The organism is Streptomyces sp. NPDC057623 (genome assembly GCF_042800355.1).
Classification (GTDB): domain Bacteria; phylum Actinomycetota; class Actinomycetes; order Streptomycetales; family Streptomycetaceae; genus Streptomyces.
Genome location: NZ_JBHVGZ010000154.1, coordinates 1 through 5,073, shown reverse-complemented (window position 1 = coordinate 5,073; position 5,073 = coordinate 1). Strand labels below are relative to the sequence as shown.

Genomic DNA, 5,073 nt, shown 5'->3' with positions numbered 1-5,073 from the left:
TGTTCCGCTCTTGGGCGACCGCGAACACTCCCTGAGCAACCACACAGCAGCGGGCCACAGAACCCGGTGAACCTATGCGGTCAGAGCACTAGCGATCTCCCGCCACAAGCTGGCCCGGGACGGCGTGGAGGACCGGCTCGGCTCGCTCAGCCTGGTCTCCAGCATCATCGTGCTGTGGACGACCCGTTACGTCGACGCCGCCGTCGCCAGTCACCAAGCCGAGGGCCAGGCGATCCGCGAGGAGGACATCCCCGTGTCCGGGGCGGAGGTGCCCCGGTTCTCCCCTCTCAAGCGCCGCAACATGAACATGCTCGGCCGCTACAGCTTCACCGCCTCGCCCCGGCCGCCGGCGCACTGCCCCCGCTGAGTTACGCGGACGCGCTCGAACTGGACGAGGACGACGAAGGCACGGACTGAACGCCCGCATCGGGTGACGCGGGCATATCGGGTGGCCGTGTGCTAGGAAATCGCAAGCGCCAGTGGGGGAGCGAATGTCAAGCTGCCTGACATGTCCGACTAAGCCTTGATTGATGCGGCCGCCCTGGCGGCCTGCTCGATCTTCGCCCAGTAGGCTGCACGGGCTTCCTCGTCGATCTGCTGCTCGTTTTCGGCGCGTACCCCCGGTCCGGCCGTCGAGGCCCTCGCGCAGGATGTCGGCGTGCCCGGCATGCCGGATGGACTCGCCGAGGACATGGACCATGATGGCGAACAGGTTCGTGTTGGGGTAAGGCTCCGGCCACCATGGCACGTGACCGGGGGCGTCGAGGGGAAGCTCGTTGATCGTCGCGTCCGAGTGTTCCCACGTGCGCCGGTAGAACCCGATGATCTGATCGCGGGTCTCGTCCTCGGTCGCCCACAGATCGCTGCCGTCGTGGTCCTGCCACCGTGTCAGCGGTTCCGGGGAAGGGCGGTCGAAGACCTCGCCGAAGTACCTGGCTTCGACGGTGGCCACGTGTTTGAGCAGGCCGAGGAGGTTGGTCCCGGTCGCTGTCAAAGGTCGACGGGCGTCGTGTTCGGACAGGCCGTCGAGTTTCCAGAGCAGCGCCTCGCGGTCCCGCCGCAGTCTCCCGTGCAGGTTGTCCTTCGCGAATTCATCGATCATGCGGCATGAACCTTCCATGGGCTGTTCGTGGTCGGCGTGGGGTGGGGGTGGGGTGCGTTGCGGCTCGCGGCCGACCCGACCTTCGACGGTTACTGCACAGGAGAACTGCACGCATGCTGTTCGGTGCCGGTCTCTGATCCCGTTGAGTAGTTCGGGACGGGGACCGGGGAGGTGGGCGGGTGCCAGGTGAGAATCCAGCCGGCGGTGAGCACCGCCGCGCCGCCTGCCAGGGCGATTGCGCCGCCTGTTCCGATGCCTGCTGCCACCGAGCCGAAGCAGGCCGGCCCAATGCCCTGCAGCGTCATGCTGCCGGAGCCGAGCAGACCGAAGGCCTGGCCCTGGCGATCCTGCGGCAGGGCGTCCAGGAACGGCCGTTGCAGGCCGAGACCGTAGGCCAGTCCGAAGCCGCAGAGCAGCAGCAGACAGGACGAGACGCCCACTCCGGGCTCGGTAGCGAAGCCGACCAGCGGCAGTCCCGTCAGCGCGATCAACGGGACTACCAGTCGCTCCCGGGTGGGTGGCCGCAGCAGTCGACCCACCAGCAGGTCACCGACAAGCATGCCCACCGGCAGACAGCCCATCAGCACCGCGTACCAGCCGGGCGCGAAGTGGTGTCCTCCCGCGTAGGCGACGATCAGACCTTCCGCGCCCGCTGCGAACGCGGGCGGTAGCCACTGGGCCAGCATCAGTCGTCGCACCGTCTGTCCGCGCAGCAGCAGGCCGGCACCGCGCAGGCTTGCCCGGACGGCCCCGCCATCGCCCCGAGCGCTGTCGGGTGTGCCGCCGAACTCTCCCGGCTCCAGCCGGGGTAGCCGGATGCGGACAGCGAGCGCGCAGCCGAGGAAGAGGGCGGCGCTCACCGCGAGCGCCAAGTGCGGGCCGAGTACCGCGACGGCCGCACCTCCCAGCGCCAGACCGAACAATTGCGCGCCGGAGGAGGCGATGTTGTTCAGTGAACGGCCCAGTACATAGGCGTCGCCTTTTAGCCACTGCGCGACCAGCCGACTCGACGCGCCGCCGAACACCGGTGTGACGAGGGCGACCAGCGCCACGACACCGAGACTTGCCGCGATCGGCATCCGCACCAGGGCGAGCAGCAGGGCGGCTGCGCACTCCAAGGCGTAGCCGCCGGCGATGAGCGCGCGGGCCGGCAGTTGGTCGGCCAGTGAGCCCAGCAGCAGTGAGCCGAACAACTGCGGGAGAAAGCCGATGCCGAAGGCCAGTGCGCTCAACAGCGCGGAGCCGGTGGCCGCGTAGACCAGCACCGAGAATGTGGTGATCCGCAGCGAGCCCGCAGTGATCGCCACGGCGCGGGTCGAGAAGAGCAGCCGGAACCGCGGCTCGGCCAGCACCTCCCGGTAGGTGGCACGATGGTTGCCCTGCGGGGGTTCGGCGGTTGGGGTCATGACGCGCAGCCTCGCCGTGCGCCACGCCACTCACCAATGATTCGTCGCTGGACGAATCGAAACAGACGTCCGGCGGTAGCATCGCAGGGTGCTCCGCTTCGAAGTCTCCGTCGAGGACCTGCTGCGCAGCCGCTTCGCACTGTCGCCCGCGATGGACCTCTGCTTGCTGCTTCGCTCGCTCGCCGGCCAAAACCGGCCGCTGCCGCGAGCCTGGGCGACCCGGCTCCTGCCGGCCTTCGAAAGGCTTCGCCGCGGGACCGAACTGGACGCCGCCCTCGCCCTGCACAGCCCGCAATCCGGACCGAACTTCGTCGCCCCGCCTCCGCGCGGCCTCAACCAGACCTGGGCAGACGACCTGGCCATGATCCGGGCCACACCGCTGGAAGCGGCCCGCCACGAATTCGCCACCACCGCGAGCGGCCCGTCCGCCCGTGATCCCCGCGTACGCGCAGTGCTGGACTCCACGGACGCCGTCTCCAGGATCGCCGAGGCGATGGACCAGGCGTGGCACGAGCTGCTCGCCACGGACTGGCCGCAACTGCGCGCGATCTGTGAGCGCGATGTCGTGCACCGGGTGGGTGTGATCGGCGAACACGGATGGGCCACGACCATCGAGAGCCTGCACCCGAGCATCGCCTGGCGCGCCGGCGGTATCGAGATCGGCTTCTTCTCCCCAGTCGGAAACGTCCGCCTCGCCGGCGACGGGCTACTGCTGATCCCTTCGGTCTTCGTCGGGAATATCGCCGCCCACCTGGAAGACCCCTGGCCCAGGACCCTGGTCTATCCCGCCCGCGGCACCGCCGCCCTGTGGGGCGAACAGGCGACCGTCCCCCAACCGGACGCGCTGACCGCTCTGGTCGGCCGGGCCCGAGCCCGGCTGCTGCTGGCGCTGGACGCCCCGGCCAGTACCAGCCACCTCGCCCGAAGCCTTGCCATGGCACCCGGCGCGGTGGGAGACCACCTCGCCATCCTGCGAGGCGCGGGGCTGCTAGTCCGCGCCCGGTCCGGACGGTCGGTGCTCTACCGGCGCACCCCGCTCGGCGAGGCGCTGGTCGCCGGTTCGGGCTGAGGGCTCGGCAGCACTCCCACGTGCCATCGGCCGACCACAGGCGGCGGCGTTCATAGACGGTCTTCCAGGGACCGTACTTCTCGGCAAGATCCCGCCTCTGCAGGCCGGTCCGCACCCGGTGCAGGATTGCGTCGATCACCTGCCGGTGATCCCGCCCCCGGCCACAACGTCCATGGCTCACCGCCAGGAACGGCCGCAACCGTTCCCACTCGGCATCCGTCGGATCGCCCCGCCCCACGCTCGCAACAACGACCCAGGCACGGGGCAGTCACATGATCGCCCGGACAGCTCCTGGTCGAAGTAGAGCGGGATGCCTATGCCTCGGGCTCCGGCTCGGTCCTCAGGTAACGACCCCAGATCTGGGCCTTGCGATAGGGGCCATCCCCGTCGTTGTCGTACTGCGGCGTGTCGAAGGTGACCCAGTACAGCAACTCACCATTGGCCGCCAGTGCATGTTCATTGTGTTCGGGTGCACCCATGGCATCGATCGTTCCAGCAAACTCGACCTGCCAAGGACCGTTCCAGTCCTGGGCACCAACGACCGTGACCCGGCTACCTGGTGCCAGTGCACCCGCTGGCCATACCTGGCTCAAGGGGCGGCCGAGGATGTGCTCCACGGCCTCGCGGTCATCGGCAGCCGCAGCAACGGGGACGGAACTGTCTCTCATGCCGCCCACTCTGCCCGCACCATTTCAGGAGCGCCAGAAGATAAAGTACACGTGGCGCCCAGATGCTGTCTCAGCCATCCTGCTTCGGTTCCGCCGTTTCGCCCGGGCAGGTCTCGTTAGGATCTCCTGATCATGGACGTGATGACGGGGAACGAGATGATCGCCATCCCGCCAGGGCAGGTGACGCTGTCGGACCGGCGGACACAGCGCAGCTGGTCGGTCGAGCTTGCGCCCTACCAGCTCGCGGCATTTCCGGTCACTCAGACGTTGTACGCACAGATCACAGGCCGGCGGCCGAGCACCGCCCAGGGGGAACGGCTACCTGTCGAGTCCGTCTCCTGGTGGGACGCGGCGCGGTTCTGCAACGCCCTGTCCCAGCGCGACGGATTCACGCCCGCGTACCACCTCTTGACCGACGGCGAGGGCGTCGAATGGGACGCATCCGCCGACGGCTACCGGCTGCCGACCGAAGCAGAGTGGGAGCACGCCTGCCGTGCCGGCACGACAGGACCGCGTTACGGGGAACTCGACGACATCGCCTGGTACCGCGGCAACTCGCACGAGCGTATCCACGACGTGGGCGGAAAACACCCCAACGCGTGGGGGCTCTACGACATGCTCGGCAACGTCTGGGACTGGTGCTGGGACGTCTACGACGCAGAGGTCTACGGCACCTACCGGGTGCTCCGTGGCGGTGGCTGGTTCGATGAACACTGGAGTTGCCGGGCCTCCACTGACGGCGGCCAGTGGATACTCCCCGTAGGCGGCCGTTTATCTAGCACTCTGTGGCCGCGAGCTTCCCCACTGGCGGCCGGATACCTCCCCGGA

General features: G+C 68.6%; 4 protein-coding genes and 3 pseudogenes. 3 read left to right on the top strand and 4 right to left on the bottom strand.

The genetic code is table 11. The features are described from left to right. Positions 1–103 precede the first annotated feature (103 nt). Positions 104–417: pseudogene (locus ACFU95_RS50645) on the top strand (Tn3 family transposase); the annotation flags it as partial. A gap of 99 nt (positions 418–516) precedes the next feature. Here the strand turns inward: ACFU95_RS50645 and ACFU95_RS50640 are convergent. Next, a pseudogene (locus tag ACFU95_RS50640) lies at positions 517–1,102 on the bottom strand (DinB family protein). Positions 1,103–1,191: 89 nt separating this feature from the next. Then, positions 1,192–2,508, bottom strand: a complete 1,317-nt coding sequence (locus ACFU95_RS50635) for an MFS transporter (RefSeq protein ID WP_383844619.1) — start codon at positions 2,506–2,508, stop codon at positions 1,192–1,194. A gap of 88 nt (positions 2,509–2,596) precedes the next feature. On the opposite strand from ACFU95_RS50635, the gene ACFU95_RS50630 reads away from it, so the two are divergent. After that, positions 2,597–3,577 carry a winged helix-turn-helix domain-containing protein gene (locus ACFU95_RS50630; RefSeq protein WP_383844616.1) on the top strand — a complete coding sequence of 327 codons (981 nt, stop codon included), beginning with the start codon at positions 2,597–2,599 and terminating at the stop codon, positions 3,575–3,577. A gap of 25 nt (positions 3,578–3,602) precedes the next feature. On the opposite strand, the pseudogene ACFU95_RS50625 reads toward ACFU95_RS50630, so the two are convergent. After that, a pseudogene (locus tag ACFU95_RS50625) lies at positions 3,603–3,815 on the bottom strand (transposase); the annotation flags it as partial. A 76-nt stretch (positions 3,816–3,891) separates the two neighbouring features. After that, complete coding sequence (locus tag ACFU95_RS50620; RefSeq protein WP_383844613.1) at positions 3,892–4,245, bottom strand: ferrous iron transport protein A; 354 nt, start codon at positions 4,243–4,245, stop codon at positions 3,892–3,894. Positions 4,246–4,377: 132 nt separating this feature from the next. Between ACFU95_RS50620 and ACFU95_RS50615 the strand changes: the two genes are divergently transcribed. Further along, positions 4,378–5,073: formylglycine-generating enzyme family protein (locus ACFU95_RS50615; RefSeq protein WP_383844610.1), on the top strand; the 696-nt coding region annotated here is incomplete at its 3' end.